This is a genomic window from Halarcobacter sp. (genome assembly GCF_963676935.1).
Lineage (GTDB): Bacteria > Campylobacterota > Campylobacteria > Campylobacterales > Arcobacteraceae > Halarcobacter.
This window is the reverse complement of record NZ_OY781470.1, coordinates 615,342-642,236: the sequence shown is the minus strand read 5'-3', so window position 1 is coordinate 642,236 and position 26,895 is coordinate 615,342. Positions and strand designations below refer to the sequence as shown.

24 protein-coding genes are annotated in these 26,895 nt (G+C 28.0%); 3 read left to right on the top strand and 21 right to left on the bottom strand.

Translation table 11 applies throughout. The annotated features are described in order from the left end of the window. Window positions 1–55 precede the first annotated feature (55 nt). Window positions 56–3,145, top strand: coding sequence for an efflux RND transporter permease subunit (locus ACKU4C_RS03110; RefSeq protein ID WP_321314390.1), 3,090 nt, complete (start codon window positions 56–58; stop codon window positions 3,143–3,145). Here ACKU4C_RS03110 and ACKU4C_RS03105 read toward each other — a convergent pair. From ACKU4C_RS03105 to ACKU4C_RS03095, 3 genes are all read right to left on the bottom strand, one after another. Then, window positions 3,142–3,990 carry a methylated-DNA--[protein]-cysteine S-methyltransferase gene (locus ACKU4C_RS03105; RefSeq protein WP_321314389.1) on the bottom strand — a complete coding sequence of 283 codons (849 nt, stop codon included), beginning with the start codon at window positions 3,988–3,990 and terminating at the stop codon, window positions 3,142–3,144. The genes ACKU4C_RS03110 and ACKU4C_RS03105 overlap by 4 nt on opposite strands. Before the next feature lie 68 nt (window positions 3,991–4,058). Further along, complete coding sequence (locus tag ACKU4C_RS03100; protein ID WP_321314388.1) at window positions 4,059–5,321, bottom strand: serine hydroxymethyltransferase; 1,263 nt, start codon at window positions 5,319–5,321, stop codon at window positions 4,059–4,061. Window positions 5,322–5,397: 76 nt separating this feature from the next. Beyond that, a complete protein-coding gene (locus tag ACKU4C_RS03095) occupies window positions 5,398–6,162 on the bottom strand; it encodes a hypothetical protein (RefSeq protein WP_321314387.1) in 765 nt (254 codons plus the stop codon). 133 nt (window positions 6,163–6,295) lie between these two features. Here ACKU4C_RS03095 and metA point away from each other — a divergent pair, with 133 nt between their 5' ends. Continuing rightward, window positions 6,296–7,204 (top strand): homoserine O-succinyltransferase, encoded by a 909-nt coding sequence (gene metA, locus ACKU4C_RS03090; protein ID WP_321314386.1) that lies wholly within the window; start codon window positions 6,296–6,298, stop codon window positions 7,202–7,204. Window positions 7,205–7,240: 36 nt separating this feature from the next. On the opposite strand, the gene ACKU4C_RS03085 is transcribed toward metA, so the two are convergent. The 17 genes from ACKU4C_RS03085 to ACKU4C_RS03005 form a co-directional block, all read right to left on the bottom strand. Continuing rightward, window positions 7,241–9,856, bottom strand: coding sequence for a valine--tRNA ligase (locus ACKU4C_RS03085; protein ID WP_321314385.1), 2,616 nt, complete (start codon window positions 9,854–9,856; stop codon window positions 7,241–7,243). 106 nt (window positions 9,857–9,962) lie between these two features. Beyond that, window positions 9,963–10,706 (bottom strand): SEL1-like repeat protein, encoded by a 744-nt coding sequence (locus ACKU4C_RS03080; RefSeq protein ID WP_321314384.1) that lies wholly within the window; start codon window positions 10,704–10,706, stop codon window positions 9,963–9,965. Further along, window positions 10,703–11,593: a Hint domain-containing protein gene (locus ACKU4C_RS03075; RefSeq protein ID WP_321314383.1), complete on the bottom strand. Its 891-nt coding sequence runs from the start codon at window positions 11,591–11,593 to the stop codon at window positions 10,703–10,705. Before ACKU4C_RS03075 ends, ACKU4C_RS03080 begins: the two co-directional genes overlap by 4 nt. An 83-nt stretch (window positions 11,594–11,676) precedes the next feature. Further along, entirely contained in the window at window positions 11,677–13,722 is a 2,046-nt protein-coding gene (locus ACKU4C_RS03070; RefSeq protein WP_321314382.1) for an ATP-dependent helicase, read from the bottom strand. A gap of 257 nt (window positions 13,723–13,979) precedes the next feature. Then, on the bottom strand, window positions 13,980–16,673 hold the full coding sequence (locus ACKU4C_RS03065; RefSeq protein WP_321314381.1) for a methyl-accepting chemotaxis protein: 2,694 nt from the start codon (window positions 16,671–16,673) through the stop codon (window positions 13,980–13,982). Between the two features lie 100 nt (window positions 16,674–16,773). Further along, window positions 16,774–17,328, bottom strand: a complete 555-nt coding sequence (locus ACKU4C_RS03060) for a ferric reductase-like transmembrane domain-containing protein (protein WP_321314380.1) — start codon at window positions 17,326–17,328, stop codon at window positions 16,774–16,776. 10 nt (window positions 17,329–17,338) lie between these two features. Further along, window positions 17,339–18,298, bottom strand: coding sequence for a protein-methionine-sulfoxide reductase catalytic subunit MsrP (gene msrP, locus ACKU4C_RS03055; protein ID WP_321314379.1), 960 nt, complete (start codon window positions 18,296–18,298; stop codon window positions 17,339–17,341). Between the two features lie 115 nt (window positions 18,299–18,413). Then, the gene (tpx, locus tag ACKU4C_RS03050) at window positions 18,414–18,902 is read right to left on the bottom strand and encodes a thiol peroxidase (RefSeq protein ID WP_321314378.1); all 489 of its coding nucleotides are present in this window, start codon (window positions 18,900–18,902) and stop codon (window positions 18,414–18,416) included. Between the two features lie 144 nt (window positions 18,903–19,046). Continuing rightward, a complete protein-coding gene (locus ACKU4C_RS03045; protein ID WP_321314377.1) occupies window positions 19,047–19,880 on the bottom strand; it encodes a S1-like domain-containing RNA-binding protein in 834 nt (277 codons plus the stop codon). Beyond that, window positions 19,877–20,674, bottom strand: coding sequence for an iron chelate uptake ABC transporter family permease subunit (locus tag ACKU4C_RS03040; protein WP_321314376.1), 798 nt, complete (start codon window positions 20,672–20,674; stop codon window positions 19,877–19,879). Before ACKU4C_RS03040 ends, ACKU4C_RS03045 begins: the two co-directional genes overlap by 4 nt. A gap of 7 nt (window positions 20,675–20,681) precedes the next feature. Then, window positions 20,682–21,431 (bottom strand): ABC transporter ATP-binding protein, encoded by a 750-nt coding sequence (locus ACKU4C_RS03035; RefSeq protein ID WP_321314375.1) that lies wholly within the window; start codon window positions 21,429–21,431, stop codon window positions 20,682–20,684. 47 nt (window positions 21,432–21,478) lie between these two features. Beyond that, window positions 21,479–22,246 carry an ElyC/SanA/YdcF family protein gene (locus tag ACKU4C_RS03030; RefSeq protein ID WP_321314374.1) on the bottom strand — a complete coding sequence of 256 codons (768 nt, stop codon included), beginning with the start codon at window positions 22,244–22,246 and terminating at the stop codon, window positions 21,479–21,481. Further along, on the bottom strand, window positions 22,247–23,047 hold the full coding sequence (gene amrB, locus ACKU4C_RS03025; protein WP_321314373.1) for an AmmeMemoRadiSam system protein B: 801 nt from the start codon (window positions 23,045–23,047) through the stop codon (window positions 22,247–22,249). It abuts the gene before it with no gap. Next, window positions 23,048–24,049, bottom strand: a complete 1,002-nt coding sequence (gene amrS / locus ACKU4C_RS03020; RefSeq protein WP_321314372.1) for an AmmeMemoRadiSam system radical SAM enzyme — start codon at window positions 24,047–24,049, stop codon at window positions 23,048–23,050. A 1-nt stretch (window position 24,050) separates the two neighbouring features. Further along, a complete protein-coding gene (amrA, locus tag ACKU4C_RS03015) occupies window positions 24,051–24,608 on the bottom strand; it encodes an AmmeMemoRadiSam system protein A (protein WP_321314371.1) in 558 nt (185 codons plus the stop codon). Window positions 24,609–24,616: 8 nt separating this feature from the next. Continuing rightward, entirely contained in the window at window positions 24,617–25,552 is a 936-nt protein-coding gene (gene hemH / locus ACKU4C_RS03010; protein WP_321315909.1) for a ferrochelatase, read from the bottom strand. A gap of 3 nt (window positions 25,553–25,555) precedes the next feature. Beyond that, on the bottom strand, window positions 25,556–26,170 hold the full coding sequence (locus tag ACKU4C_RS03005) for an ATP-binding cassette domain-containing protein (RefSeq protein WP_321314370.1): 615 nt from the start codon (window positions 26,168–26,170) through the stop codon (window positions 25,556–25,558). A gap of 169 nt (window positions 26,171–26,339) precedes the next feature. Here ACKU4C_RS03005 and ACKU4C_RS03000 point away from each other — a divergent pair, with 169 nt between their 5' ends. Beyond that, window positions 26,340–26,621 (top strand): c-type cytochrome, encoded by a 282-nt coding sequence (locus ACKU4C_RS03000; RefSeq protein ID WP_321314369.1) that lies wholly within the window; start codon window positions 26,340–26,342, stop codon window positions 26,619–26,621. 27 nt (window positions 26,622–26,648) lie between these two features. On the opposite strand, the gene ccoS is transcribed toward ACKU4C_RS03000, so the two are convergent. Further along, entirely contained in the window at window positions 26,649–26,888 is a 240-nt protein-coding gene (gene ccoS, locus ACKU4C_RS02995) for a cbb3-type cytochrome oxidase assembly protein CcoS (protein WP_321314368.1), read from the bottom strand. Window positions 26,889–26,895 lie beyond the last annotated feature (7 nt).

Here is a 26,895-nt window from a genome sequence, read left to right as displayed (position 1 = left end):
AAACTACTATTAATAATCCTTGATTATAATTTTGTTCTTAATATAAAGGAATTTAATGTTTGAAAGATTTTTAAGATTCTTTGTTGAAAACTCAAGGATGAATTACACTCTTTTTGTTTTAGTTTTTGCTGTTGGAGTTTGGTCATATAATAATACTCCAAAAGAGATTTTTCCAAGTTTTGAATTAGATATGATTTCTATAAGAGGTTCATATACTGGAGCTTCTGTTGATATTCTTGATAGAATGGCTGTAACAGAAATAGAAGATAATGTAAAAAACATTGATAGTATTGATGTCATAACAACAGTTATTAGCCCGGGTAGTTTTTCTATCATATTAGAATTAAAAAAAGGGTTTAATAAATATAATGAGACAGATAAAGTAAAAGATGCAATTGCCCTTGTAAAATCTAATTTACCCTCAGATATGGATGAACCAACTGTAAATGCTTTAGAAAGGTCAAGATCTTTAATAGATATTACATTAACTTCGAATAAATATACAACTGACGAGTTAAAACCTTTTGCAGATAAATTAAAAAGTCAATTATTAGGAGTATCTGGAGTAAAAGATATAACTGTTTATGGAGATTCAGATAAATTCTATCAAATACTTTTAGATGATAAAAAAATAAAAGCAATGAATCTTAATAAAAATAATGTATTTAATGCTATATCTACTCTATCATATATTTTTCCAGTTGGTAAAATAGAAGGGGAAAAACACTATTATATCTCTACTTTTAATGGAGCAAAAACAGCAAATGCTTTTGCAAATACTTTAGTTAAAATTGGAGACAGCAATATATATTTAAAGGATATTGCATATATTTCAAAAAAATATGAAGACTCTTCAACTTTATACTCATTTAATGGTAAAAGTGCAATATCTTTAGCCCTTGAACAAAGTGAAAGTGCCGACGCAATAAAAATAGTACAAAATATTAAAAAACTCTTACCCTCTATAGATAAAGCAAATCCTGATATTCAAATCAGTATAGCTGATGATAATAGTGAAAGAATATTAGACAGACTAAATATTGTTGTATCAAATATTTTATTAGGAATTATACTTATTACTATTTTAGTAATGCTTCTAATCAATTTTAGAATGTCATTTATTATAGCAATAGGTATTCCAACTTCATTTGTTATTGCAGCACTATATATGTATCTATCTGGCTATACAATCAATATGATATCACTTGTTGGAGTCTTAATAGCAATTGGTATTGTTGTTGATGATGCAATTGTTGTAAGTGAGAATATCCAGCAACACATTGAAGAGGGATATGAACCTAAAGAAGCTGCAATTATGGGTGCAAAAGAGATGGTTAAACCTGTAACTGTTGCATCTATTACTACCCTGTTTTCTTTTTTACCAATTTTAATGATTAGTGGAACTATGGGTGAGGTTATGAAACTTATCCCCATTGCAATTTCTGCTTTAGTTGTAGCTTCTTTGATTGAGTCATTTATATTTTTGCCAATACATGCAGCCCATACACTTAAAAATGATGCAAAAGCTACATCATGGGAAAAACCAAATAAAATCTATAATTCAATTATACATTTTTTTATGAATTGGAAGAAAACTTTTCTTTTAATTTTTATAATATTAGTTCCTATATTAACTTTTTATGAAATAAAAGCATCAAAGTTTCAAATGTTTCCAAAGTTTGATGCATCGGATGTAAAAATATCTATAAAAGCTGATGAAAATACAAAACTTGAAGATGCTTTCAAGATTGTACAAAGTATCGAAAAAGATATTATGAAAAATGAGAAAAAATTTTTTATTAGAAGTATAGATTCTGTAGCAGGATTTAGGCGAGATACAGGGAGTAATACAGAAAAATATCCATATGTTATGTATATGACGGTTGAACTTCAAAAAATGAAAGATGCCAACTTTTTAGATAAATATATCACCCCTTACCTTAGTTTCTATTATGATAATACGGGGAGAGAAAGAACTAAAAAATCTATACAAATTGCAAAAGAACTTAAACAGTTTCTGAAAGAACAAGATTATAAAACTAAATTTAACCTAAATGAAATAGTTGTATTAGAAAGAAAAGTTGGACCAATTAAAGCAGATATAAAAATAGGTCTTGTTTCAAATAATAATGAAAAAATCATCTCTTCAATACATATGCTAGAAGATGAACTTAGAACTATTAAAGGTATAAAATCCTTATCAAACTCTCTTAAATTTGGTATTGATGAGATTAAATTAAAAGTTAATGCATATGGGGAACAATTAGGATTAGATGAATCAACAATAGGTACCTTCCTATCAAATATGTATCTTTCTAAGAAAAAAGCTGTTTCATTTGATGATACAGAGATGCTAGATATAAAAATAGAAAGTATAAATAAAGATGATTATGAAAGCTTTAAAAACATGGAGATACCATTGGATGATGGTACATTTGTGGCATTAAATCAAGTTACAGATTTTAAAATAATAAAAGGTTTTGAACAACTTATTAAAGATAATGCAGAAAGAAATTTCTACGTTTTTGCAAATGTAAATCCAGAAATAGTCACAGCAAATGAAGTTATAGAAAAACTGCAACCAACCCTAAATAAAATAAAAGAATCAGGAATAAAACTTATTTTCAAAGGGGAAGCTGAAAAACAAAAAAGTCTTAGAAATGATATGCTTTTAGCTTCTGCACTTACTATTATTTTAATTATGCTTTCAATGCTTTACTTATTTAACTCATTTAGAGAAACATTTATCTTAATGAGTGTTATCCCTTTTTCACTTTTAGGGGTTTTAATTGGGCATAAAATAATGGGGATTAATCTATCTATGCCATCACTAATTGGAGCATTGGGACTTGCAGGGGTTGTTATCAATGATGGAATTATTATGATGACCTATTTAAAGAAAGCAAAAACATTACATGATGTATTTAATAGAGCAACAAAAAGGTTTAGACCAATTATTTTAACTACAATCACAACTTTAATTGGTATGAGTTCCTTGATATTTTTCCCAACTGGTCAAGCCGTGATTTTCCAACCAATAGCAATTGGTCTTGGCTTTGGTCTTTTGTGGGGAACAATTTTAAATTTAATCTATTTACCTGTGATATATTCTATATCTCATAAACTCAAAGGGGATAAGTTTTAAGAATCTTCTTTGTTGTTTTTCATAGCCTCATAAGCAACTAAAATTTTCTTTCTTTCAATCCCCCATCTGTAGCCACTCATGGCTCCAGATTTTGCTAAGACCCTGTGGCAAGGGATTAGAAATCCAATATGGTTTGAACCAATTGCACTGGCAACTGCTCTAACTGCTTTTGGTTTATTTATACTATTTGCAATATCTTGATAAGTTGCAATTGTTCCTGTTGGAATATTTAATAAAGCTTTCCAAATATTTATTTGAAAATTTGTCCCTTTTACATAAAGATCAAATTTCTCTTTTTTTACAAAAATCTTATTTAAATACTCTTTTGCTTTTTCATCATTTTCTATTAAATTAGCTTTTGCCCAAATCTCTTGAAATCTATTAAAAATTGGCTCTTTATTATCATCAATAAACCCAAGATAACACACCCCTCTTTTTGTAAAACCTATTAATGCTTCCCCAAAAGGTGTTGAACCATATCCATAGGTAATATCAACATTTTTCCCAAACTCTTTATACTCTTTGGGAGTTACACCAATAATATTTACAAATAGATCATGTAATCTGCTACTACTTGATAATCCCATATCTAATGAACTATCTAGTATAGATTTTGATTCTTTTAGATGTTCTTTTGCATAATTTAATGTAACTGATTGTAAAAATTGGATGGGAGTCACACCTACATATTCTTTAAATACTCTTATTAAATGGTATTTACTCATCCCAATATATTCTGAGATTTCATCTATTGTAGGTTGTTCTTTAAAGTTTTCGTCGATATATCTTATTACTTTTTCAATTTTTTTGTAGTTTTCATTTTCTAAAGATAAGCTATCTTTCATTTACCTTCCAAATTATAAGCTAAAGTTAGTATATATTATACCACTTTAGCTTACATAATTGTTAGTATCTAGTAAGTTGATTTGTTGTAAATTACAAAATCTCTAGCTAACTCTTTAAGTTCTTGTTTAATCTTAGCTTGTAAATCTGTATTGTTAATATCATCTAATACATCACAAATTTTATTCGCTATAAACGTAAACTCTTCCTCTTTCATCCCTCTTGCTGTTAGTGCTGGTGATCCTACTCTAATACCTGATGTTACAAATGGACTTCTTGTTTCACCTGGTACTGTATTCTTATTTACAGTTATACCTGCGTTTCCTAATGCTGCATCTGCATCTTTACCTGAAAACTCTTTATTTAAAAATGACACTAACACTAAGTGATTATCTGTTCCATCAGATACTATATCATATCCTCTTGACATCATCACTTCCCCAAGTACTTTTGCATTTACTTTTACTTGTTTTGCGTATTCTTTCCATGATGGATCTAAAATCTCTTTAAATGCTACTGCTTTTGCTGCCATTACATGTACTAATGGTCCACCTTGTGTTCCTGGGAATATTGCAGAGTTTATTTTTTTAGAAATATCTTCATCATTACATAGAATCATACCACCTCTTGGTCCTCTTAGAGTTTTATGTGTTGTAGTTGTTACTACATCTGCATGTGGAAATGGGCTTGGGTGTTCACCTGCTGCTACTAATCCAGCAATATGTGCGATATCTGCAAATAGATATGCTCCTACTGAATCAGCTATTTCTCTAAATTTTGCAAAATCTATCTCTCTTGCGTATGCTGATGCTCCACACACTATAATTTTTGGTTGTACTATTTGAGCTATTTCTTTAACTTTATCATAGTTTATTCTTCCATCTAATTCTACTCCATAGTAGAATGCTTGGTAGTTTTTACCTGAAAAAGATGGTTTTGAACCATGTGTTAGGTGTCCTCCATGAGAAAGGTCCATACCAAGAATTTTATCACCTGCTTTAATTAATGCTGCGTATACTGCTCCATTCGCTTGACTTCCTGAGTGTGGTTGTACATTTGCATACTTACATCCAAATATCTCGCAAGCTCTATCTATTGCTAATTGTTCTGCTTTATCTGCAAATTCACATCCACCATAATATCTTTTATATGGGTATCCTTCTGCGTATTTATTTGTAAATACACTTCCCATTGTTTCCATTACTGCTGGGCTTGTGAAGTTTTCACTTGCTATCATCTCTAGGTGATCTGTTTGTCTTTGTAGTTCTGCTTCTACTATATCGAATATCTCTTTATCTGCAACTTCAAGTCTTCTCTCATTTATAAAGCTCATCTTTTATACTCCCAAAAATTAAATTTTTGAAAGTATAACGTAAGAAAAAAAATCAAACAATCCAGATATTGCGAAATTATAAAAATATAAAAAACTTAACAGCTGAAATACCTAAATCTTTTGGTTCTTCACCTAAAGCTTTAAGGGAATTCTCCACTGTATCAATCATTTGAGTTAAAATAACTTCAAAAGAAAAATTTGAATGTGAGTATAAGGATTCTTTATTTGATTTTATAGAAGCAAGATTTTGTATATCATCATAAGTGATATTTTTATTTAAACTTAATCTACTTTCTAATTCTATTTGCCAATTGTTTTGCCAAGTTAAAAATAGATACTTCCCAGTTTCATCCCTATCAACTTTTATTTTCCATCTTAAGACTTGAAGGTTTTTATGAAGAATAGAAAGTTTTTCTTTATCATACTGTAAGGCAGTTACATTATGGAAATCTTCTGTATCATAAGCATATGCAATCATATATCTTAAACCTAAAATCAAATAGTCATTTCTATTTAATAAAGGCTTTTTTGAAAAAGCTAATTCAAGATATTCTTTATAGTTTTCTAATACATCCCCTTGATATTTTAAAAGAAGTTTTTTATTGAAATCATTTAATACTGTATAGATTTTTTTTTCATTTTTTGCATTAAAATTTTTAGGATTTCTTTTATCAAGTTTGGTTTTAAACTTTATAAGAAGTTTTTGTAATTTTTTTTGATCTTTAGTTATTAACTCAGCAGAATTAGTTTGAAATACACTTTCTACATCACTTTGATTTGTAGCACAACCAGTTAAAAATATAGTTAAAATTAAACTCAAAAGAAACGTCCATTTTGTCATCATTTACCTTTTAGGAATCTATAGTTTATAATCTATTTTATCATATTGATACATAAATTATATTTTTAAAACCACTTCAGATAATTTTTTAATGGATACATGATATAATTCATAAAATTTTAAAGAGAAATATATGCCAATTGTTATACCAAAAAAATTACCTGCTGTTAAAATATTACAAAAAGAAAATATTTTTGTTATGAATGACAAAAAAGCTATGAAGCAGGATATTAGACCACTTAAAATACTTATATTAAATTTAATGCCAAATAAAGTTGAAACAGAAACTCAATTATTAAGACTTTTAGGAAACACTCCATTACAAACAGAAGTTACTTTGATAAAAACAGCTACGTACCAGTCAAAAAATACTGCAGAAGACCATCTTGAAAGTTTTTATAAAACCTTTGATGAAGTAAAGAATCATAACTTTGATGGACTTATTATAACTGGTGCACCCATTGAAACAATGCCATTTGAAGAGGTTTCTTATTGGGAAGAATTAAAAAAGATTATGGAATACTCAAAATCAAATATCACTTCAACTTTATATATTTGTTGGGGTTCACAAGCGGGACTTTACCATCATTATGGGATACAAAAATATGAAAAAGATAAAAAAATATTTGGTGTATTTGAACATGATTTATTTAATAAAACAAACCCTTTATTAAGAGGTTTTGATGATGAAGCATATATCCCACACTCAAGATATACTACAGTTTTAAAAGAAGATATTGATAAAATTTCGGATCTTGAACTTTTACTATATTCTGAAAATTCAGGAGTCTGTTTAGTAGCTTCAAAAGATAGAAGACATGTATTTATGAGTGGTCATGTAGAATATGATTTTAATTCTTTACAAAAAGAGTATTTTAGAGATATTGAAAAGGGTTTAGATACAGAGATTCCAAAAAACTATTTTAAAAATAATGACCCAAAACAAGAGCCTAAAGTTAAATGGCGTTCTACTGCACACTTATTATTTGCAAATTGGTTGAACTATTTTGTTTACCAAGAAACACCTTTTGAATTAAAATAGGAATTCAAATAAAAGTCCCAAACTATTGGGACTTTTTTAACTTAATGATTTAAGTTCTGCTTCTACTTTTGCAAGTTTCTCTTCAGCTGAAGCTAAACCAGCTTTATTTTCTTCAATAACTTTTGCAGGTGCATTAGCTACAAATTTTTCATTTGACAACATTCCTGTAAGTTTTCCTATCTCTTTTTCTAATTTTTCTTTTTGTTTAGTTAATTTATTTATAATAGGTGTCATATCAATTTCACCTGTTGGGATATAAACCTCTAAGTTATCACTTACATCTGTAATAGAATTTTCTTGTTTAGTATCTACAAACTCAATATTTTCAACTTTTGCAAGCTTTTCAATAAATGGTTTAGCAACTTCTGTATCAATAGAAGAATCAAGTTTTACATAAGCTTTAGCTATTTTACTATTACCCATATCAATAACAACTTTTGCTCTTCTAATAGCTGTAATTGCCTCTTCAATAATTGCAAACATATTTTCAATATTTTCATCTTTTTTAATATTTTTAGGGAAGTTCATAATCATAACTGAATCACCCTCTTCTAAAGAGGTACCACTTAACTTATGATATAGGAAATCTGAAATAAATGGCATAAATGGAGATATCATTTTTAATGTTTCTTTAAATACAGCTCCAAGTTCAATAATAGAATCTTTTGATGCTTTAGAATACTCAATACCCCAATCACAAAACTCAGTCCAAACAAATCTGTAAAGAATAGATGCAGCTTCATTAAATTTATATGTTTCTAAAGTTTCTCTAACTTCATCTACAGCTGTAGAAAGCCTACTTTGCATATAAAGTCCAAGTGGAGTTTTAACCTCAATATCTTTTAAATCAGGGAAAACTTCAACATTCATACTTAAAAAGTTTGATGCATTGTAAAGTTTGTTTGTGAAGTTTCTAAATTGCTCTAGATTTTTTGCTCCAAGTTTAATATCTCTTCCTTGAACTGCTAAGAACGCAAGTGTAAATCTAATAATATCAGCACTATGCTCTTCAACCATATCAAGTGGATCGATAACATTACCTTTTGACTTTGACATTTTTGCACCATGTTCATCTCTAACTAACGCATGCATATAAATATCTTTAAATGGTAATTCTCCCATAAAATGTTCACCTAACATCATCATTCTAGCAACCCAGAAAAACATAATATCAAATCCAGTAATAAGTAATGAATTTGGATAGAATTGTTTTAAATCATCTTCATTAAATGTATCTTCCATATTTCCATTGTTTCCCCAACCAAGTGGTGAAAATGCCCAAAGACCAGATGAAAACCAAGTATCTAAAACATCTGGGTCTTGAGTATATTTTTTAGAAGCACATTTTGGACAAGCATCTGGTTTATCAGCTTTATCTGCCCATTGGTGTCCACAATCATCACAAGTAAATACAGGAATTCTATGTCCCCACCAAAGTTGTCTAGAGATACACCAATCTCTTAATTCATCCATCCAAGCTCTATAAGAGTTAATCCAATGTGGTGGATGAAATTTTGACTCACCAGCATATGTTTTTTCAATTGAATTTTTAGCAACTTCACTTCTTACAAACCATTGCTTAGAGATATAAGGTTCCACAATATTTTTACATCTATAACAATGTCCAACTTGATGTACATGATCTTCAATTTTTACAATAAAACCCTCTTCTCTTAACTTATCAACAATAGGTTTTCTAGCTTCAAGTCTTTCTAGTCCTGCAAACTCTCCACAATATTCATTTAAAATACCTTGTTCATCAAAACATGTAATAAACTCTAAATCGTGTCTTTTCCCTACTTCGTAGTCATTTTGGTCGTGAGCTGGAGTTACTTTTACAACACCTGTCCCAAAATCCATATCAACATGCTCATCTGTAATAATTTTGATTTTTCTATCAGTAAGTGGTAAAACAACCTCTTTACCAACAATTGTAGTATATCTTTCATCATCAGGGTGAACCATAATAGCTGTATCCCCAAAATAAGTTTCAGGTCTAGTTGTTGCAACTGTTACATATCCAGAACCATCAGCAAAATGATAATTCATATGGTAAAACTTACCATTTACCTCTTCATGTTCAACTTCGATATCTGAAAGTGCACCATCATGTGTACACCAGTTAACCATATAATTGTTTTGAACAATCATACCTTCATTATATAAATGAACAAAAGCCTCTTTTACAGCCTCTTTTAGTCCATCATCCATAGTAAACCGCTCACGTGACCATGCAGGAGAAACACCTAATTTTCTCATTTGATGAACAATATTTCCACCAGATTGCTCTTTTTGTAACCATGCTCTTTCAAGGAATTTTTCTCTACCTAATTCCTCTTTTGTAGTACCTTCTGCTAATAATTGTTTTTCAACAATATTCTGTGTAGCAATACCTGCATGGTCTGTTCCTGGTTGCCATAAAGTTTTATACCCATCCATTCTTTTAAATCTAGTGATTATATCTTGAAGAGTAAATGTTAAAGCGTGCCCAATATGCAGACTTCCTGTAACATTTGGAGGAGGCATCATAATAGCAAAGTTCTTATCTTCTTCTTGGATAGATTTATTTCCATCTATCTCAAAATAACCTCTGTCTTCCCAAATCTTATAATATTTATCTTCCACTTTTGATGGTTCATACTTATTACTCATTTAAATTCCTATTGATTTTCTTGGTTTTAAAATATCCGCGATTATATCTAAAAGTAGTTTATTTTATAGTTAGTTGATGTTATATGCTAGTTTAACTAGCATATAACTATTTTTGAAGTTCTCTTACTGTTTGGTTTAAAATCTCTTGAGAGACTCTTCCTGAAACTTCATAACCATAATATATCTGGAAATCTGATATTGCTTTTCTAGTCATAGGTCCACTTATACCATCAATTGTAGAGTTATAAAATCCAAGTTTTTTAAGGTTCTTTTGTAACTCAATAATTGTTTCTTTATCAAGGTCAGAATATTTATTAGTAGCCACTAAAGTCAGATTATCTATATTAGGAGTTTTAAGCCCAAAAGAATTAGCTAATCTAAAATACTCTATTGCTTTAACTCTATTGCTAGGAACTCCTAATCCATATAGATATACATAACCTAACTCTAAATATGCGTATGGGTATTCTTTTTTTGCAGAAGATTCCAATAGGTCAATCCCTTTTTGATAATCTGGAGTTACTGAATATAAAAATCTCATTGCATATATATATTCAGCCCTGTAATCTTTCATCTCAACTGCTTTTTTTAACATCCTATCTGCATACTCTTCATTTGGGCTTACACCATTTTTACCATATTTATATATTTCATATAAACTATAATAAGCGTATGAACTTCCATTTTGTGCTGCTTCTTTGTAGTTTTGTGCTGCTTCTTGATAGTTTTTATTTTCATAATAATATCTATCTGCTTCAGCATCATAATACTCTTTTTTTACAGTATCCATACATCCAGTAGAAAATATAGCTATTAATACTGCTATTACTATATATTTTAAAGTTTTCATTTTCCACCTCCACTTCCACTGCTTCCACCACCACTAGTGTTATGAACTAAATAAAAATCTTTTCCATCTTTTGAAACAAAAAAATTATGGCTTGAATCTATATGTAAATTATAAACTTGAAGATCTTTATTTATTTTTGAGATAGTTTCAATTTTAGTGTAACTATTCCCATTAAAAATTGTATCCCCTTTCACTAGTTCTCTTGTAATTTTCCAGCCATCTTGAGTTAAAAATCTTTCAAATGCAGTTGCTTCTACATTTTCATTTATTTTGTAGTAGTGATTGTTTGTATCTATATATTTATCTTTTACTTTTGAAGATACTAATCTATCTTTTGCAATATCATAAACTAACACCTCATCCCCAATTTTGATATCAGATATATCTTTCAAGTGTTTGCTAGAAGTTAAAATTTTTGTATCTTTTGGAAAACAACTTTTTTTATTTTCTTCTTCAAGCTGAGATAATTTATCATAAATTTTATTTAATTTTTTTCTTTGTTTTACTATCTCATTGCAAGTAATATCGTATGTTTGTTGATTGTGTTTTATAGCAGCCTCTGGACTATGATAATTACTCATTGATCCACCTATTGGAGCTCGACCATCTCCTGCACCCATATTATTATCATGCAATGCTGAACCTTTTAGTACATTCATAATCTCATTGTGCGCATCCATTTTTTGCACTTCTAAATCATCAATATACTTTTTAGTACGATCTCTTTCTTTTATTAACTTATCATACTCTTGTTTATGAGTAATCTTTACCTCATCATCTTTTAAGTTCACTTTTGCAGGTGGATTATAAGCCATTGTTGCAGCATATTCAAAACATCCACTAAAAAAAACAACACTTAAAAGAAGAGTTAAAATTAATCGTAACATAACTGCCTCCTTAATTTAATTTTCCCTTAATTTAATTATACAGCTATTAGTTTTAATTTATAATTTAGTAATAAAGAAATTTATTAATTTTCCTCATCTGTTTTAATAAGTCCAGCTTCTTTTAAAAATGGAGAATGGATAAAGTCAATCTTTTTTATTTTGTCAAACTTTGCATAGCTAAGATAGAGTACATCTTTTGCTCTTGTAACAGCAACATAAAAAAGTCTTCTTTCCTCTTCTAAGCTTCCACCTTTGCTCATAAGTTTTCTGTTTGGGAATCTTCCATCCATAAGGTCTATTACAAATACTTCTTTAAACTCTAAACCTTTACTTGCATGAACTGAAAGTAAGTTAACACCCTCCCCTTCACTCATCTCTCCACCACCTAAAATCATAGAGTTTACAAATTTTGAAAGGTCTTGAAAGTTACGTGAAAGATTTCTTAAAAGCATCCCTTTTCTATTTATTTTTGCTAAACCTTTAGCTTTTTGAGTTGGATTGATTGTTCCATCTTTTTGTGTTGCTCTTTTCGTAGCTAAGAAATCTTTTATTTTTGAATACATCATTGAACCAATAATATTAGAAACCATTGTTTCAGGATTTTTGACTCTTCTTAATTGTTTTACTAAAAGATAAAAATCATAAATATATTTTGCTCCATCAACAGACAATTTAGGATGTTTCAATAATGGATTACCTAAAAAACTATCCTCAAAACCACAATCTTTGAATTTAGACACTGAACCCAATTCTAAAAAATCGTCGAAAAGTCCAAGTTGTATGTTTTTTACTTTATTTGTTTCAAAAGGATTATTTATATCTTCCCTTGGATAAAACAAACCTTTAAATAAATCTCCATCTCCAAGTTTAATTAAAGCATCAAAGATATCTTTTGCAATAGCTTTTCCTATCCCTTTACCGTGTTCTAATACGTGTATAAAAGCCATCATATCGTTATGTGATAATTGCATAACTAACATGTCAATTACAAATTTAACCTCAACCGAATCAAAAAATGACATTCCACCTTTTCTTTTTGCAGGAATTCCATACTCTCTTAAGTTTGCTTCTATACCATCTGCACTTGAATTATTTCTAAATATAATTGCAATCTCATTATGTGGTGTTCCACTTTTTGAAATTAAATCTGAGATATGATGATATTGTTGAAACAATTCTGTGAAAGCTAAAAGTTTTGGTGCAATATTTATATCATTACGCATCACTTGAAGTTGTTTTTCATATATTCTTTCATTATGTTCTATTACTTTTGTTGCTAAATCTAAAATAGGTTTGCTTGATCGGTAATTTTTTCTAAGAGTAAAAACTTCAGCATCTTTATATCTTTGTGAAAATGTTGAAATAATACCTATGTCAGAGCCATTAAATGCATAAATACTTTGGTCATAGTCACCTACACAAAAAAGAGATTTTGGTTTAAACCCATCTAATAATCTTCCTTGTAAAGGATTTGTATCTTGATATTCATCAACAAGTATCTCTTTAAAAGCAAATTCATTTTCTTTTAATGTATCAAGCATTATTGTTAATAAATCGTCAAAGTTTGCATAACCATATTTTATTTTTAATTCATTAAATTCTAAAACTACATCTTCATAAATTGCTGTATAAAGTTCATGGTCTGGATTTTTATTTAATACCCACTTCTCAAATGTTTCTCCATCATTTGAGTTTAGATATAAAGAATACATATCATATAAATATCCACCATCATATGGATTTGCATCGTCACTTCTATCATAAAAGACTCTTTTTTCGTATAATGATTTAAAAAGTGTTTTTAATTCATTTGGTTGTTTTAATGTAATATTTATATTTAATTGTTTTAATAATTTATATGAAACAGAGTGAAAAGTGCCAGCCATAATTTTTTGGGCTATCTCTTTTCCAAAAAATTTAGCAACCCTTTGAACCATTTCTGCAGCAGCTTTATTTGTAAAAGTTAATAATAATATCTCTTCAGGTTTTACCCCGTTGTTAATAAGATTTGCAATTCGTCCTACAATTGTAGAAGTTTTTCCAGTTCCAGCACTAGCAATAATAAGATTATATCCCGTAGGACAGGTAGCAGCACTTAGCTGGTCTTCATTTAGATTTGATAATGGCATTAATTGAATATTTCTCTTTGAAAGTTTTTTTGTTGGCGAATAGTAGCAATAAAGTACTTTAATTTGGGTAAAAAAAAAGGCCCCTTTTTCAAGGAGCCTTTTTTACACACAAGGAAACAAATTGGAAAATTTAAAAATTCGCAGTTTTTAAATCTTTGAAGGATTCGCGCACCTTCTTAATCCATATTAAAATTATAATAGATGAGTATTAATACTAAAGTAACGAAAAGTTAATCAATAGTTAATACTATAATTAACTAAAAACTTTCCCATTCATCATCGCTATTTTTCTCTTTTATAACACCCTTTCTATCATATAAAGATTCAACTTTTTTATATTTTTTTACTTTATCGTGATATTTTTGAGGGTCTTTTTCTTCCTTAAAAGAGTCACGAGCTCTTTCTAGTCTCATCTCATCACATTTATGCTCTTTTATTTTATCAATATAATTGAATACTTCTGTTGTATTTTCTTCAATATTTTTTGCGATACCTATTAACTGAGCATCTTTTTTATCTTTTGAATCTACATCTATATATTTTTGTACACAATTATGAACATTTTCATGAGCTTTTAATAAAGCTTCCCAATCTTGGTTTTTAGTAAATCCTTCGTTTGAATGTTCAGCTATCCATTTACCTAAGTCACATTCATTATGATTTTTTACTTTCCAAGTATTTCCTTGTCCTACTTTACTAAAGTTGTTTTCTTTAAATGAAATATGGTCAAGTTTTAATTTAGTTGTATCAAATACAAGATTTACATCACATACTGACTTTTCCCTTGACTTATCAAAACTTGTTCTTTCTATAATAGAAACTAATTGTGAAGATAACTCACTTAATGCCATAGCTTTTTGAGATACTGCTTCTGATGCATTTGCATTCTCCTGAGTAGATTTATCTAATTGATTTATTGCATCATTAATTTGATCCATCCCTTGTCTTTGTTCATTTGATGCAGCAGATACTTCACCAACTAATGTAGCAACTTCTGAAACTTTTGAACTTAAAAAGTTAAAACTTTCTACCATTTTATCAGCTGTACCTTTACCACTTTTTGTTTTTTCTTGGGCATAAATAACTAAATCTTTTATCTCTTTTGCTGCTTCAGCACTTCTACTTGCAAGATTTCTAACCTCTTGAGCAACAACTGCAAAACCTTTACCAGCTTCACCTGCTGTTGCAGCTTCTACTGCTGCATTAAGTGAAAGAATATTTGTTTGGAAAGCAATTTGGTCAATAATAGTAATTGCATCTACTATATCATCTGTTGCTTTATTGATATCTTCCATTGATTTTCCAGTTTCATGAGCTAATCTATCATCCTCTTGACTTGTAGCTTCCATCTCTTTTGAAATCATTAACATTTTTTTAGTTTTTTCATCATTGTGAGTAATAGTTGATGTAATCTCTTCAATAGCTGCAGCTGTTTCTTCTAAAGATGCTGCTTGTTGTAAAGATGATGCTGATAGTTGTTCAGAAGTTGATGCTAATTCTTCGGCATTTGTAGATAATCTTTTACTTGAATTATCAACCATACTTAAAAGTTCTGATACTGATGTTCCTAATGCATTTGTTCCTTTTATTAAAGAGCCAACATTTCCTGAACTTTTTGCATCTATTGAATAATCATAATGAGCATTACCATATTGAATTAAAGCATTAGTTATAATAGATAAATTATCTTTAGTAACTTTTAACATCTCATTTACTTTTTGTTTTAATTCTTCAACTTGTGGAGAGTTTGCAATCTCTTTAATATCATAAGTATAAAATCCCTCTTTAGCTTTATGAACAATATCAATTGCTTCATCTATAACTTTAGCATCTTGTTTTATTCCATTTTCAATTTTTTCTAAATAGGTATTAAAGTTTTTTGCAACTTTTCCAATCTCATCTTCTCTTTTAACATCTACTCTATTTGAAGTGTCTGAGTTTTTATTAATTGAAGTGATAGCATTGTCTAATTCTTTTAGTGGTTTTATAATAATTTTTCTTGAGAAAATAGAGATAATAATACTTATTAAAAGCAAAATTACAACAATAAGTACTAAAGCCATGTATATAATAGATTGTGAATGAGCCACTAACTCTTCTATATGTTTAATCTCTTCACCAACTACATAATAACCAATTTTATCTCCAGAAAAATCTATTATCGGTGCTAATGTAATAAAATATTCATCACCAACATAATAAGTGTTTTTCTCAATATCTTCAAGATTTAAATTAGAAACATAATTTGCAAATTGCTCATCATATGTTTTTTGATTTAAAGAATATTTTCCCACCTCTTTTAATTTTGATAAGATAGAATCACTTTGAACTTTTTCTTTATCTAATAACATTAATACATTAGAATGATAATATTTTTTGACATCTTTTATAATAGAATTGTATCCAGCTTTAAACTCTACACTCCCTACAAATTCACCATTACTAACTATTGGAGCAACTCCTACTAAGTTTACATTTGAAACACCTATTTCTGTTCCAACTACTGCTTTTTTATTTTTCTGTACATTTGAAATTGCTTCTCTGATATCAATAAGTTTATCACCATATTTTTCAGGTTTCCATGATCTTAAAAAAGAGTTTCCTTCATTATCATGAAGATGAATTTTGATATTTTTAAAATTTGTGTTATCTTTAAAATCTTTTGAAAGTTTTTGCATAATAGAAACAAGTTCATCTCTATCTTTATTTTTTAAAGCCTCAACAATTTTTCCATCATTTGCAATTGATACTGCATTTGATATACATATCTCCTCTTTAGCTAAAATTTTTTGTTTAACAATTGAGTTTAAATCATTTGTTGCTTCTTTATAAACTCCAACTTTTACATTTCCTAAGTAAAAAGAAAACATTACAAAAGCAATAACTAACCCAACAACAGAACTTACTAAAATAAGCAGATTTAATTTGCTTCCAATACTCCAACTTTTCATATTAACTCCATTCGCATAATAACGGAATTATAACAAAATGATATGTTAGTTTTTGTTTAAATAACTATATTGTATAACAAAATCTTATTTTCTACTAAGTTCAAAAATTATTTTTTTTAATAATATATTGCAAAAGTTTGAAATATCCAATTATCAGAATAATTATTATAAAAACCAAATCTAATAAAACAAAAGACTTTTGTGCCATTGTAAAATGTATAGTGATAAGAATAAGTGATATATAGACTAATTTATGGTATCTAACATATCTTTTAAATAATTTTTTTGTAGAGGTTAATGCCATAAATAGTATTATCAAAAAAGCTATTATACCAAGGTAAATAAATGGTTTATCAATAATCTCATTTATTATAAATAATATATCCCCCTGTGCATCAAAAATAACGAAATTTAAAAAATGTAAAAAAGCATAAAAGAAGCCCATTAAACCTACTATTCTTCTATATTTAATAAGATTTATCCATTTTTTCAACAAAGATATACTTACTGTAACAAAAAGTAATACTGTTGCACTTATACCTGTATAAGTATATATGTATTTGATGGGATCAATTACATTTTTTATAAAAAATACTTCATATATGATAAAAAAAAATGGAAACAATAATAGAAATATTAGCAAAAATCTTTTCATAATTTTTTTCTTAGAAATATTTTTTTAAATCCATATTTGCATATAATGATGCAACCTCTTTTTGATATCCATTAAACATCAAAGTATCTTGTTTGAAAAATTTTCCCAAGACTCTTTCTTTTTTTTGACTCCATCTTGGATGATCAACATTTGGATTTACATTTGCATAAAAACCATACTCTCTTGGATTTTCTTTTTGCCATGAGTTTAATGGTTCCTCTTCTACAAAACTAACTCTTGCTATAGATTTTATAGATTTAAACCCATATTTCCAAGGAACTATTAGTCGAATAGGAGCTCCATTTTGTTTTGGCATAGATGAACCATAAAGTCCAACTGCTAATATTGTCAAATCATTCATCGCTTCATCTAGACGTAATCCTTCAACATAAGGATAAGATATAGTAGAGAAAAAACCTCTTGCTTGGTCTGGAAACATCTCATCATCAAATAATGTTTCAAATCTAATATATTTTGCTTTTGAAAGAGGTTTTACATATTTAATAAAATCAGATAACTTAAATCCAATCCAAGGTACAACCATGGACCAACCTTCAACACATCTAAACCTATAAATTCTTTCTTCCAATTGAAAGTTTTTTAATAAATCATCAAATCTAATAATCATCTCTTTTTCTACTAAGCCATCTACTATAATATCCCAACTGTTTGTATTCAAAGTTTTAGATAAAGGCTTTACGCCCTCTTTACTTGTTGTAAACTCATAAAAATTGTTATATGAAGTTATTTGTTCATAACTATTCAATTCTAATTTATCTGGATTTTTATCCTCAAGATAATTTAGATTTTTTAAGGGTAGAGATTCTTTTGCAAACAGTTCTATAACTGATGATGTTGCAACTAAAGAAGCAGCACCTAACTTTAAAAAATCTCTTCTTTTATCAAAAATCTCTTTGGGAGTAACTTCGTTTTCACTTATATACCATGAAGGTTTTTTTAATATATTCATATTAACTCCTTTTGTGATACTGAAATTTTAAAATAATAGCGTTTAGTTAATGTGTAGCCATAAAAAAAGGGAAGAAGGATTTTCCCTCTTCCCTTTTTCAAAGATAAATTATAATCTAATTAATAGCAGCTAAAGCAGCCTCATAATTTGGCTCTTCTGTAATCTCTGGGCAAATCTCTTTATATGTTACAACACCTTGTGGATCAGTAACAAAAATTGCTCTACAAGTAACACCTGCAAGTGGTCCATCAGCAATTAATACACCATATGCATTTGCGAAATCTTTATTTCTAAAATCACTTCCAACTTTTAAGTTTTCAATCCCTTCTGTTGTACAGAATCTTCCCATAGCAAATGGTAAGTCCATAGACACAACTACTACTTCAGCGTCAGTTTTTGCTGCTTCTTCGTTGAATTTTCTTGTTTCTGCTGCACAAACAGGAGTATCTAATGACGGAACTACAACTATAATTTGTGCTTTTCCACCAATTTTAATATCAGATAAGTCTTGTCCTACAACACTTGTTTCAGGTGCTTTATCACCTACATTTACTTCTGTACCAGATAGATTTACTGGGTTACCTTTTAGATTAGTTGTTGCCATCTCTTCCCTTTTTATAAAATTTGGCGAAATTATAATTGAAGATTATAAATAAATTCTTAATTATAAGTTCTAATATAAGTTTATCAATATTTATATATTTTTGACTTTAAGTCAATAAAAATAAACTTTTTATTTTTCTAATATTTACTTTAATCGAATAGATGTTTCTAATAGTTCTATTTTATTATCTTCTAAAAGTTTTGTAAGTGAAGCTTTAAATGCTTTTTTACTCATTTCAAACATCTCTTTAATATCTTGGGCATCACTTTTATATGTGAAACTTAACTCTCCATTATTTTCTTTTAGTTTTTCTAATACTTTATTATGATTTTCATCACTTTGTTTTGCACCAATTTTTTGTAAAGATATATCTAATTTTCCATCATCTCTAATATATTTAACAAAAGCTTTTTTTCTATCACCTATATTAACTTTTTCAAAAATCTCATTATGATAAATTAGACCTTCATATTTATTATTTACTATAACTTTAAACCCTAGTGGAGTTTTTATATAAACTAAAATCTCTACCTCATCATTTTTTGTTAAATTATTTGGAGTTTTTTCTAATAAAAATTTTTCTGTTCCTATAAGTCTATGGGTATTCTCATCTTCAACTATTTGAATTACTTTTCTATTTCCTACTTGAAATGTTGATTTTTGTCTATTTTTAGGCACTAATAAATCTTTTGGTAAACCCATATCTAAAAATGCACCAAATTTTGCTATATCAACAACCTCTAAAGAGGAAAAATCATTTTTCATTGCATATGGTTTTAAAGTTGTTGCAACTAATCTATCTTCACTATCAGTATAAATAAACACTTCTAGTTCACTACCAATTTGCATTTGATTTGTAACATAACAATTTGGAAGAAGTACTTCCTCTTCATCTAAAGATATTAAATAAATACCTGGTTCAGATACTCTATTTACTTTTAGGATATTTAAAGTTCCTAATTCTATTTTTTTATTCATTTTCTTCCTAAAAGTTTTGAAATTAATAAACTTATTACACCAACAACAATAATACTTGCACCCGAACTTATATCAAAATAATACGAAATTGCAAGACCAATTAAAGTAAAACATGTAGCTAATAATGCACTTAAAATCATCATTGAAGATAATTTTTTTACAAAAATTTCTGCCATATATGTTGGAATTGTTAATAAGGCTATAACTAAAATAAGTCCTACAACTTTTATAGCCCCAACTACACTTAAACCTGCTAAGATTAAAATTAAAGTATAAAAAAACTTTACATTTATTCCTCTTAACAAAGCAAATTCACTATCATAAGATACTGCCAAAATCTGCTTGTAAAAAAGGATTACTAATCCAATTATAAAAATATCTAATATAGTAAGATATATTATATCATCATTTGAAACAGCAATGATTGAACCAAAGAGATAACTCATCAAATCAACATTATATCCTGGTGTTAAATCTACAAATATAATACCTATAGCCATTCCAAAAGCCCACATAATACCAATAATAGCATCAATTCTATTTCTATTTTTTAATGTAAGTGCAGAAATTATTATAGCAGTAGCAACTGCAAATACTGTAGCTCCAAATAAAATTGGTATTCCTAAAAATATAGCAAGACCTATTCCTCCATAAGAACTATGGGCAATACCCCCTGCCAAAAAAGTAATCTTATTTGCCACAACTAAAGAACCAATTATTCCAGCTGCGATAGATACTAATATCCCTGAGATAAGAGCATTTTGTATAAAATCATATTGTAAAGCTTCAAACATATTTGTCCTAATTGTGTGTATGGTTACAACATATTTCTGTTTTGCCAAGAGCTGAAAGAAGTTCAACTTCACAAAGATGCTCTTTATCTATATCAACAGTGTTGCTAGTGTTATTTTTTAAATGATGATAAACTAATCTTTTATTAATATGGGCAACATTTTTTGCATAATTTAATAAAATTGAAATATCATGACTTACTACAACTATTGATATAGTTTTATTTAACTGTTTAAGTAGTTCATATATCTCTTTTTGTCCTTTTACATCAATACTTGCAGTGGGCTCATCTAAAAGCATTATTTTAGGATTTGTACAAAGTGCACGTGCAATAAAAACTCTTTGTCTTTGACCTCCACTTAAATCTCCTATTTTGCTATTTGCAAAATTTTCCATATCAACTTTTTTTAAAGAATCCATAGCACAAGAGATATCTTCTTTACTGTAACCAAATAATTTTTTCTTTGTAATTTTATGTCCCATTAAAACTACTTCTAAAGCAGTTATAGGAAAATCAGTATTCAAATTTGTATTTTGAGGAACATAACCTATTAGATCATTTTTTAAACCTTTAGTGATAATTCCACTTTTTGTTTTTAATAATCCTAAAATTAGTTTTAACAGTGTTGATTTACCTCCACCATTTGGACCAATAATAGCTAAAAAATCATTTTCTAAAATATCTAAATTTATATTTTCTAAAACACTTGATGTATCATAACTATATGAGATATTTTTAATTTCTATTAATTTATTCATCTAAACTTATAACCTCTTTTCATTCGCGATTATACTATAATCACTTATCAATTTAGATAAAGTCTATATAATCTTACAATCTCAAACCAAAAAGTACCTATATATTCGTGAAAAGCAAGGGTAGTTTTGTTCATATATGTAACTTTAGGGAAAGTTAAATAATCTATATTTTCTTTATAAGAAAATTCAGTTGGTGCAGGAATTGGATTTAAACCTTCTGATTTAAAGATTTTTATTGCTCTTGGCATATGAGAAGCACTTGTAACTAAAATAAATTTTTCATCCCCTATAGATTTTTTTAAATATTCTGCTTCTTCAATTGTATCTTTTGCTTTTTCTTGAGTTAATATATCTTTGATTGGTACGCCTAGAGAAATAGCTGCATTTTTTGCAATTAGTGCATGGGGAGTCAACTTGTCATCTCCAGCATATCCTGAAACAATTAGTTTAGAACTGTTTAACTTTTTATATATTCTAATACCTTCAGATAATCTTTTTAAAGCCGTATTAGAAAGTTGTGATACTTCTGAAATATCAGAATTAGTACTATGTGCATTCCCTAATACCAATACATATTTTATATTTGAATCTATGTTGATATATGATTTATATTTAGTCTCTAAAGGTTTTATTAAACTATTAGCAAAGGGCGCATATGAGATTAAAAGTAGCCAAACAAATCCTATTGAGATAAAGAGTTTTGCTTTTTTATATTTACTGATAAAAAGAAAAAATAGTCCAAAGAAAAACAATATAAGAGAGATAGATAAAGGCATAATAAATAAAGAAACAGCTTTCTTAATAAAAAATAACATTTAAATTTTTTCCCCAATCAAGGCAGAAGCATAACCAACTACGCTTTTATCATCTTTTGTTCTATCATAACTTGTGCAATAATATAAAAGTTTCGTATCTAAATTATATTTAATAGCAGATTTTATCATGGCCTTCACACCCACTTTTCCACATGCTTCACAACCTTTATCAAACATATTTAAATCTTTATTTGCAATTGCATTAAGACATATATTATCTAACTTTTTTGCCTCTTCAAGTGTATAAAAATGACTTAAATCAGTACTAATAACTATAAAATTATCTTTATCAAAAAGTAATTCATCTATTAGTAGTGATAATTGATTAAAATCTAACTTACCATAAACTATCTCTATAACTTTTGCTTCTTTGAAATAGTTTTTTACAAAAGGAGCTTGAGTTTCTGTAGAGTGTTCTTTATGAACCTCTTTATTAAAATCTAAAAAACTAAATTTGTTTTTTAAATTATTTGAATACTCAAAATCTATCTGTAGATCACCTAAAGGTGTTTTGTAATTATCATATAATGCAATAGAAGCACCTTCAAGATAAACTTTGTGTGAGGGTCCAATTATAATCACTCTTTTAATATTATTACTTGATGAAAGATTGTATGCTAAATTGGCAGTAAAACCACTATAAATATATCCTGCATGAGGAGAGATTATAGCTTTAGGATTTATTTTTAGCTTATCTTCTTTAATACTAAAACTTTTATTAAAATGTTCAATAAATCTATTTATCTCTTTATTACTATCTGGATAAAAGCTACCTGCTACGGCCATCTCTCTACTAGTCATCTATTCTCCTTCAAATATTCCATCTATTTTTGTATTACACTCTGGACAAAAACTCGATGTTAATTTATTATCAAGTACATTAAAGTACTCTCTACTAATTAACTTAGTATTACATTTTGGGCAATAAGTGTTATTTGGAAAGCCTATATTACCAATGTACACATATAATAAACCCTCATTTTTTGCAATATCATATGCCATTTTAAGCTTTTCAAAAGAGGTTCTTGGAAGATTTAACTCTTTGTAATCCGGATGAAAAGCTGAAATATGCCAAGGAGTATTAACTCCTAAATTATCTTTTATAAATTTTACAATCTTTCTAATCTCTTCTTCTGAATCATTTTTACTAGGTACCAAAAGTGTTGTGATCTCAAGCCAAATTTTATTCTTTTTCAATCTTATAATATTGGATAAAACTTGATCTAAATTCCCACCTAAGTTTGATTTATAATATTTATGATTAAAAGATTTTAAATCAACATTTATAGCATCAATAACCCCAACCATATCATCTATTATCTCTTTACTTTCAAAGCCATTACTTACAAATACTGACTTTATACCAAACTTTTTTGCTTCAATTGCAATATCTTTTGCAAAGGGGTAAAAAATTGTTGGTTCATTATATGTATAAGATATAGATTTACATAATCTTTGTTTCGCTATTTGTGCAACATCTTTTGCAGATATATAATTTGATTTATCTATCTTTTTCTCTTGGGAAATCCCATGATTTTGACAAAAATTACAATGGAAATTACAACCTACTGTTCCAAGTGATAGTGATTTTGAATTGGGTAAAAAATGATAAAGAGGTTTTTTTTCTATTGGGTCAATATTAAATGCACTAATATGCCCATATACTAAACATTCAATTTTTTCACCAGTATTTTTATTAACTCCGCAAATTCCAATTTGTCCCTCTTTTAAATCACAATAATATGAACATAAAAGACAAGTTTTTTTATCGGGGTTAGTGTTTGAGGTTTTGAAATATTGCATTTTAATCCTCTTTTATTTTTATTGCCTCATAAATAAAAATTTTTGGTAAAGCAGATAAAGAAGAGGGATTTAATCCAGCTTTTCTACATAAATGAACCATAAAGTCATTAAAGTTGGGTAATTGTTCCCAAACTTGTGGTAGAAAAGTTGCCCTTTTCCCATCAAGTTCTAATATCACACCATGTTTGTTGGGAATTAGTTTTTCTTCTAAGTCTTTAAAATCACTATATTTTAAAAGTTCAGGTTTTGTTAAAAGTGAAATCTCAACTTTTATCTGTTTATACTCATCTTTATCTAAAGGGGTAAATCTTGGATCATTAAAAGCTGCAGCTTTTGAATTATGAATAATATCTTCCAATAAGATTCTATGGGCAACTAATGAACCTATACAGCCCCTTAATTGTCCATCTTTTGTTAAAGTAACAAAGGATGCTTCAATCTCTTTTAAAAAGGTAAATTTATTTAATAAAGTATCTTTATCTATTTTAATGTTTTCATCAAAAACTGATTCTATTGATTTTCTTGCAAGTTCTAATAATACTTTATTTTTTTCATCCATTATTTATCCTATTTATCTTTTATAATATCTTTTATCGCTTTAATAAACTTTTCATCACTGTTTAAGCATTTACAAACTTTATAATCTAATACTCCTATCTTATCAGCTTCCTCTTTATATTCAATACTTAATTCAAAATCTGTTTCTGAATTATCTATTAAAAAAGCAATTGGATATATTAATACTTTTTGATTTCTATATTTAGTTAATTCACTATCTAAAGAGGGTTCTAACCACTTCATAGGACCTACTTTAGATTGATAAGCCAAAGATATAGATTTGAAATCAATATTATATTCTTCTAAAATTTTTGACAAAATATCAACATGTTCATTAATTTGTTTTTCATAAGGATCTCCCTTATCTACAATTTTCTGAGGTAAACCATGTGCTGAAAAGATCAAATTATACTCTTTATAGTTTTCTACACTATTTTTAATAGTATCGATAATAGCCTCATTAAATATTCTATTTTTATAAAAAGGCTCTATAACCTCAATATGAAATTTTCTTTTTGAATACTCAATAAAATCTTCAACTGAAGACTTAGTTGTTGTGGTTGAATACTGAGGATACATTGGAAAAAGTATTACCTCTTTTACCTTTTTCTTTTCAAGTTCTTTTACAACTTCACTTGCAAAAGGTGGAGTATATCTCATAACTTGAACTACACATATATCTTCAAATTCATCATTTAATTTAGAAACTAATTTCTCTGTCAGGGGATTAATTGGTGATCTATTTCCAATCTCTTCATAATTTTTCCAAGCTGAATCTTTTCTGCTACTTACAATAAATTTTGCAATTAAAGATCTAAAAAAGTCACTTTTTATAGTTAAGATATTTTTATCATTAAACATATTTGTTAAAAACATCTCTAGCTCATCTTTATTTCGTGCTCCACCCATATTTAATAAAACTAAAGCTTTTTTACACTCTTTAATCATCTATTTCTCCATAATTTTATTTAAATCAATAAGCTCATCACTACACCATTTAGCTAAACTCATATCGTGAGTAATAAGTAAAATTCCACAGTTATTTAGTTGGTTTACAATTAGTTTCATAACATCAACTGCAACTATGTTATCTAATGCTGATGTTGCTTCGTCTACAAGTAATAAATCTGGTTTCATCAAAAGTGCTCTAAGAATAGAACATCTTTGTAGTTGTCCTCCACTTAATTCATGTGGTCTTTTATATAAAAAATTCTTATGTAAATTTAATAATTTAATATTTTTTTCTATCTCATTTTCAATATTTTCTTTATTAAAATTTATTACATCATTTATCTGTTCTATAATTGTAAAAGATGGATGAAAAGAACTATATGGATCTTGATAGATAGAACTTATTTTTTTTACATCAATAGTTCCATTTAATGGCTTTAAATTTTTTGTTATTAATTCAAAAAGAGTACTCTTTCCACTTCCACTGCTACCCACAATGGCAATAAGTTTTCCTCTTTTTAATTCTAAATTAAAATTTTTATAAATTAACTTGTTTTTATCATATCCAAAATTTAAATCTTCTATTTTTAATACTGTATCATTTGTATTCATTTGTTATCCTACATTAGAGTAGTAACTATATAAAAATTTTTATTAAAAGCTGAATAAATCAAAGATAAAATAATTATAATTTATTTTTATTAATATTATCTCTTCTACATAAGCTTAATAAAAGATTAAACTGATAAAATTTAACTTTTCAATTTAAGGAGAGAATGTAATGAAAAAAATTGTTTTAGGAACAATACTTGCTGCTGCATCTTTAATGGCTGCAAATTATGCTACATGTGCTACTTGTCATGGGGCAACTGCTGAAAAACCAGCATTAGGAAAATCTCAAGTAATTAAAGGTTGGCCAGTTGAAAAAACTGTTGCTGCACTTAAAGGTTATAAAGATGGTTCTTATGGTGGAGCTATGAAAGGTGTAATGAAAGGTCAAGTTGCAAGACTTTCAGATGCAGATATTGAAGATTTAGCTAAACAAATTGCTGCATTTAAATAATTAAAAATTTAAATCCTAAAAAGTGAACTACTCTTGTGGTTCACTTTTTTTTAGCTCTTTTTTTACCTCTTTTTTTGCTTCTTTCTTCTTGTCCTCTTTTTTCATAGCATCATTTAGATCCTCTGTACTATCAAAAAGAAGACCACCCATCATCTTTTCACTGTCATCAAATTGACCACCTTTTGCACCCCAAATAAACATACCTAGAACTGCAAAAGATAATATTACCCCAACAACTAACATCATAAATAAAGTATCATTTATCATCGTTTTT

What these genes read in the sequence shown, in the direction of transcription:
- ACKU4C_RS03110 (WP_321314390.1), top strand. Translation starts at nt 56, where the DNA reads ATGTTTGAAAGATTTTTAAGATTCTTTGTTGAAAACTCAAGGATGAAT.
- ACKU4C_RS03105 (WP_321314389.1), bottom strand. Translation starts at nt 3,990, where the DNA reads ATGAAAGATAGCTTATCTTTAGAAAATGAAAACTACAAAAAAATTGAA.
- ACKU4C_RS03100 (WP_321314388.1), bottom strand. Translation starts at nt 5,321, where the DNA reads ATGAGCTTTATAAATGAGAGAAGACTTGAAGTTGCAGATAAAGAGATA.
- ACKU4C_RS03095 (WP_321314387.1), bottom strand. Translation starts at nt 6,162, where the DNA reads ATGACAAAATGGACGTTTCTTTTGAGTTTAATTTTAACTATATTTTTA.
- metA (WP_321314386.1), top strand. Translation starts at nt 6,296, where the DNA reads ATGCCAATTGTTATACCAAAAAAATTACCTGCTGTTAAAATATTACAA.
- ACKU4C_RS03085 (WP_321314385.1), bottom strand. Translation starts at nt 9,856, where the DNA reads ATGAGTAATAAGTATGAACCATCAAAAGTGGAAGATAAATATTATAAG.
- ACKU4C_RS03080 (WP_321314384.1), bottom strand. Translation starts at nt 10,706, where the DNA reads ATGAAAACTTTAAAATATATAGTAATAGCAGTATTAATAGCTATATTT.
- ACKU4C_RS03075 (WP_321314383.1), bottom strand. Translation starts at nt 11,593, where the DNA reads ATGTTACGATTAATTTTAACTCTTCTTTTAAGTGTTGTTTTTTTTAGT.
- ACKU4C_RS03070 (WP_321314382.1), bottom strand. Translation starts at nt 13,722, where the DNA reads ATGCCATTATCAAATCTAAATGAAGACCAGCTAAGTGCTGCTACCTGT.
- ACKU4C_RS03065 (WP_321314381.1), bottom strand. Translation starts at nt 16,673, where the DNA reads ATGAAAAGTTGGAGTATTGGAAGCAAATTAAATCTGCTTATTTTAGTA.
- ACKU4C_RS03060 (WP_321314380.1), bottom strand. Translation starts at nt 17,328, where the DNA reads ATGAAAAGATTTTTGCTAATATTTCTATTATTGTTTCCATTTTTTTTT.
- msrP (WP_321314379.1), bottom strand. Translation starts at nt 18,298, where the DNA reads ATGAATATATTAAAAAAACCTTCATGGTATATAAGTGAAAACGAAGTT.
- tpx (WP_321314378.1), bottom strand. Translation starts at nt 18,902, where the DNA reads ATGGCAACAACTAATCTAAAAGGTAACCCAGTAAATCTATCTGGTACA.
- ACKU4C_RS03045 (WP_321314377.1), bottom strand. Translation starts at nt 19,880, where the DNA reads ATGAATAAAAAAATAGAATTAGGAACTTTAAATATCCTAAAAGTAAAT.
- ACKU4C_RS03040 (WP_321314376.1), bottom strand. Translation starts at nt 20,674, where the DNA reads ATGTTTGAAGCTTTACAATATGATTTTATACAAAATGCTCTTATCTCA.
- ACKU4C_RS03035 (WP_321314375.1), bottom strand. Translation starts at nt 21,431, where the DNA reads ATGAATAAATTAATAGAAATTAAAAATATCTCATATAGTTATGATACA.
- ACKU4C_RS03030 (WP_321314374.1), bottom strand. Translation starts at nt 22,246, where the DNA reads ATGTTATTTTTTATTAAGAAAGCTGTTTCTTTATTTATTATGCCTTTA.
- amrB (WP_321314373.1), bottom strand. Translation starts at nt 23,047, where the DNA reads ATGACTAGTAGAGAGATGGCCGTAGCAGGTAGCTTTTATCCAGATAGT.
- amrS (WP_321314372.1), bottom strand. Translation starts at nt 24,049, where the DNA reads ATGCAATATTTCAAAACCTCAAACACTAACCCCGATAAAAAAACTTGT.
- amrA (WP_321314371.1), bottom strand. Translation starts at nt 24,608, where the DNA reads ATGGATGAAAAAAATAAAGTATTATTAGAACTTGCAAGAAAATCAATA.
- ACKU4C_RS03005 (WP_321314370.1), bottom strand. Translation starts at nt 26,170, where the DNA reads ATGAATACAAATGATACAGTATTAAAAATAGAAGATTTAAATTTTGGA.
- ACKU4C_RS03000 (WP_321314369.1), top strand. Translation starts at nt 26,340, where the DNA reads ATGAAAAAAATTGTTTTAGGAACAATACTTGCTGCTGCATCTTTAATG.
- ccoS (WP_321314368.1), bottom strand. Translation starts at nt 26,888, where the DNA reads ATGATAAATGATACTTTATTTATGATGTTAGTTGTTGGGGTAATATTA.